This is a genomic window from Bacteroidales bacterium, from assembly GCA_031275285.1.
Classification (GTDB): Bacteria; Bacteroidota; Bacteroidia; order Bacteroidales; family UBA4181; genus JAIRLS01.
In genome coordinates, this window is the sequence record JAISOY010000114.1 from 1 (window position 1) to 4,993 (window position 4,993).

Here is a 4,993-nt window from a genome sequence, read left to right on the forward strand (position 1 = left end):
GCCACAGGGGAAAAGCGATGTGGTGGAAGCGACCATAGAGATTAACAACGGCGATATAGACCCTGAAAAGGTAATTTTTAAAACGCCCGGGGGTACTGAATTCAAGAGCGAATACCAAAACGGGGTATACACCATTAATCTTATAGGCGGCGAAGCGGGCGACGGACAGGAAATATATGCGGTCTATCCCTCCCCTCAGGGGGGAGCTGGAGGGGGCTTTCTGAACTTTGGTAAATTATCGGTAGTATCCTACAGGGAACAAACCTATAAAGTGACTATTGTACCTGTGAATGAAACGGATGTAGATATCTCCGCCATACGGCAAACCCTGAAAGACATCTACGGTCCGGTAGGTATTGCCTGGGAGGTAAGCGAAGAAAAAGGATACAGCTATTTCGGGGAGAACAAATTCTTTGAAAAGAACAGTGGGTTACTGAGCAGTTATACGGAGGAGATGCGGAAAATGAACGCCGATTTCGCCGACAACTACAAAAACGGGCAGATCGATGCCACGGCCAATTATGTATTTGTGCTGAAATACAGCGGCAGCACGATGGAACGCGATGCTGCGGGTTTTATGCCGCGCGGCGGACAGTTCGGATACATCTTTACAAAGGATTTTCAGAGCGACAAGGAAATACTCAATACCATTGCCCATGAACTGGGGCACGGGCGGTTACTGCTGAAACATACCTTTGATAAGGATTACGGTATTACACGGGGCGTTACCGACAACCTGATGGATTATTCCGGCAAAACCCACCTGGCCAAATGGCAATGGGACCTGTTGAGCGACCCGGGAATAGCGCAGGGTGTATTTGACCGCGATCAGGATGGGATGAAAGCTGCAAATAAAGAAGAATTTGATTATGCAAAACTTTTAGCCATGATGCGAAGCACAGGTACTCAAAGCTTCGCCTTTTTAGTTAATTGTGAAATTATTGTTGAGGGTTATAAATTCGGTAATTATAATGTAATAATTGGCTCTATAGATCATCAAACCGGAGGTATAAATATTATAAGTAAAACTTCAGAAAATAATCCTATAATAAATGAGATATATTCAGGTCAGGATCCCACTCTAATTTCAGATATCCAAGAAAAAGACTTAATAAACATCCGCAATTCGTTAGGTTCTAAAAAACAACTATTGCTTATCCAAAATAACAATAATATTAGTTCATGTGATCTTACCCAGGATTACACCGCTTACTGTTCAGAAGAGGACTTATTTAATTCTTCTGAACTTCTGGCAAAACTATCAAATGATATTTCGAATTGTATCACCGACCGATATTACGAAACCAAAATTTTGGTCGATAATATTGGTATCAGTATCGATGAAGTGGTTAGTGCTATTTCGGAAAATTTGAATATACCTTATTTTTCAGATATAAAAATACAGGTTAATATAAGTAATAGTCTTGGACAGGAGGCAACAGTCAGCACTCCCGGACTTTCAGGCGCCGATCTTGCTGATATAAACCTTTCTTACCATATTGACCATGCTAATAAAGAAGTACATATATCAGAAATAATTTCCGACCGTTTCTTCCAGGGTTCAAAATTAGCGCCTGCGCTTCATCAAAAAGCAGGAGAATTAGATATTGACTTGGAATTATTAAGGACAAGTTCATTGGCAGCAATGAATGAACTTAAGGGGGAAAAGGTCGATTTTGCGAAAAGATTAAAGGCATTAGCAAGTACCCTAATAGGTACCCATGTTTCTACCGTTCAAATTGCTGGAAAAATCGGTAAAAATATCTGGGAAGAAAGTGTCATTCCTCAAGGTATGTGGTACAGTCGTGCCGAAGGTCGGGCACATTACGAAAATAAATTTGATATTCCTTCAATACCGGCAGGCGTAACCGATGGACTTATCGGTGAAATATTAGCCGTCCCGATACTTATAAAAACGACAGGAGAAATTGCTTTTAATGAAGAAAAGCGGCAAGCCTTCACACAAATATTTACGGCAAATGGATTTCAGCAATTAATCACCGGCATAAAGGATGATTTTGTAGCATCCATGAACGATGAAGAGAAGCGGCCTTATACCATCAGTAAAGGAACTGTAGAAATCGCTTCTATTTTTATAGGAACCGGCTGGGCGAAAAGTGCCGGAAAAGTCGGAAATGATTTAGCCAATGAGATGGTAGACATATTAAAAAGAATACCCGGAGGTGAAAAAGTTGCAGAAGCTATTCCGACAAGCAAACTGAAAGAATTTGCTGAAAAACTACAAAAATTATCAGAAAAACAGGATTTTAAAAAAATTGCCGATCAGTTAGCTGAATTTACGCCCACGACAAGAATGAGATTTGTGGATGACCTGTTAGCCGATGCGGATTTTTACAAATTAATACTTGACAAACCGGATGTGATGCAACTTTTCCAGTTCCATAAAGTTGCAAATACGTTATCTCTGGATGAATTCAATGATCTCAGGGCTATTTATCTGAAATATCTTGACGATCCCAAGATGATAGAAAAATGGAGTAATTACAGTCAGGAAACCAGAAATTTGCTGGACAGGTTTAATACTGCTCTTCGTTGGGAAGCTGACTATCTTCAAACTCTAACAAGTAAATATGAAGCTTTTGCCAGTCAGGTTTCTGTAACAGTACGCTTCAAACCCAGCGCCGATGAAATAGCCCGGCTTGAAAATCTTGTACCAAGTTTGAAAAGGGTAGATGGAATGGATGGCTGGTATCAACTGGAATCGGTTGCTGATGGTTTTGGAAGAAAAGATGGAATATATACTTTTATTGAGGTAAAAGCTACCGGCAATGCAAGTAATAAGATTGAATCGATGCTATCCGAACAACAAAAAATGCTAAAGGAAATATTAGAAGGTCGTGAGGGACAGCTTATTCCTCATGGGTCTAAAGCTAATTTTGTCCTTGATTCCGAAGATATTGGAACGAATATTATAGAAAAATCTGGAAAAATATTAAATATGCACAAACTATCCATGACAGATGGATCATTAATACCTTAAAATAATGGAAAATAAGTTTTACGACAGTTTCATGATGTATGCAACCAACATAATGAGTGAATTTGGTTTTAATTTCAAAAAAAAGGATATGACATTCTACCAGATTAGTGAAAAATATGTGTTTAACGTGATATTCGCTAATACAAAAAAAGAAAGTATTTCTTTTAGATACCTTATTAATAATGAAAATTTTGAAAAATTATTTAAGGATATAACCGGGTTTACAGTTGGGTACGGTTTAATTGACTTGATCACATCCATGGCGTTTCTGGATTGGCCTGATAGTGATTATGTAGGTACAATATACTTTAAGGATGCCGTACCCTGGCATACTCGTGCCATAACCTTAGAGCAGGCTGAATATGAGCTTGAACGCCTTGTAACAGGACACATGCTGCCATGGTTTGATAAATATAAAAATCTGGTAAATATCCGTGATATCTTCAGAAATACATTTGAGAAATATGATACAAAAAGAAATGTAAACTTTTCTCCGGCAGCAGGTACAAATCCAGGTGGAGCATTTATAATGTTTTATGAAGATGTTATCCTTTCGAGACTAATAGGTGACGATTTACGGCCTGCTCAAGTAATATATGATGAATATTATCGGGAAGCTTACTATAAATACTGGAGTAAAAATGATGATTCGGGAGTTTCCCTTATGGAACAGGAAAGAGTAAAAAATCATTTTGAAATATTGCCTTCTATCATAGAAAAAATTGAAGCGATAACTAATGCGCAATGGGCAGAATATAGAATATTGACTGGAATAGGAGTTGAACATGACGGATAGATCATTAATACCTTAAAATAATGGAAAAGGTATGTCCTGCCCGAACGTCAAGCCTCCAAACCAACTGCAATATTATAATTTGTTAGGAATTATTTCTTTTTAGGAGTTAAATCCAATATTTCCACTTTTCTAAAATCAACAGGATGACTTTCGGATTGCAGTGAAATATATCCTTCAGATAAAGGTCCATCCGGAATATCCGGTTTAGGACTTACATTTCCGCCTCCAACTGTTAATCTGGTATAAGTCAGAATGGTATCACCTTCCATTACATGATGCACAATACTATCCCCATGGACGATCATTTCCAGCGTCACCCACTGGTCACCATGATATGTCTTGGAATGGGAAGAATAACAATGTCCTTTATAAGGTTGATCATTCATGAATATTTCTGTTCCGGGAGTGCAGACATTACCGGTTGTCCGCTCGTCTTTCCCGTTTCCTCCCAACATCTGTGCTTCCACCGAAACAGGGAAATCCTGATCTATGGCCATTGATTCGGGAGACTGACAATGAAGCATGGCCCCACTGTTGCGGTAAGCCCATCCGGGACCTCCTTCTACCTGTTCATCCACAAAACGGTACTCAACACGAAGCTTGTAGTGGGAAAATTTCTGTTGGGTGAAAATATGCCCGAAACGCTCACCAAAATTATCATAAGCATCATAACGGACTTTCATTAATCCATCTTCTACCCGGAAAGTATTTCCAAAATTTTCTCCGGCAGGATAGCCGGTAATCTTGACAGTCCAACCATTAAGGTTTTCCCCGTTGAATAATGGTATCCATTCTTCTTTTTGATTTGCAATTGGCGAAAAACCATAATCCAGATGATAATTTGTCCAAAAACGCTTGCGAAGGTTGGTGTTTTTTATTAAGGGCGCCTGCGAATATACATGCATATCTTCTTGACGCAACGACAAGCTAATCTTGCCGTTGTATTGTTCAATATCCATAATCACCACTTCTACCTCTTTACCAAGAGCGAGCTCATGCTTCAAATCTCGCACAACCCCTGATTTACATTCAGAAATATGGATTAGCCCTTGCGTATGTTCGTCAAGTGCCACAAAGGCACCGTAAGGCTGAATTCCCGTTATTTTACCTTTTACTTTTTGCCCAACGTAGTATGACATATAGTTAACCTCTATAAAATATTATATCACGACCATTAATTTCTAGTGTAATTCCCA

The 4,993-nt window shown here is 39.0% G+C and carries 3 protein-coding genes; 2 read left to right on the forward strand and 1 reads right to left on the reverse strand.

All coding sequences use genetic code 11. The annotated features are described in order from the left end of the window. Positions 1-3,001, forward strand: a 3,001-nt coding sequence (locus tag LBQ60_11940) for a hypothetical protein (protein MDR2038624.1), incomplete at its 5' end; no start/stop codon positions are given. Between the two features lie 4 nt (positions 3,002-3,005). Further along, positions 3,006-3,797, forward strand: a complete 792-nt coding sequence (locus LBQ60_11945; protein MDR2038625.1) for a hypothetical protein — start codon at positions 3,006-3,008, stop codon at positions 3,795-3,797. A gap of 89 nt (positions 3,798-3,886) precedes the next feature. On the opposite strand, the gene LBQ60_11950 is transcribed toward LBQ60_11945, so the two are convergent. Continuing rightward, positions 3,887-4,936, reverse strand: a complete 1,050-nt coding sequence (locus LBQ60_11950; GenBank protein ID MDR2038626.1) for a DUF1080 domain-containing protein — start codon at positions 4,934-4,936, stop codon at positions 3,887-3,889. Positions 4,937-4,993: the final 57 nt, after the last annotated feature.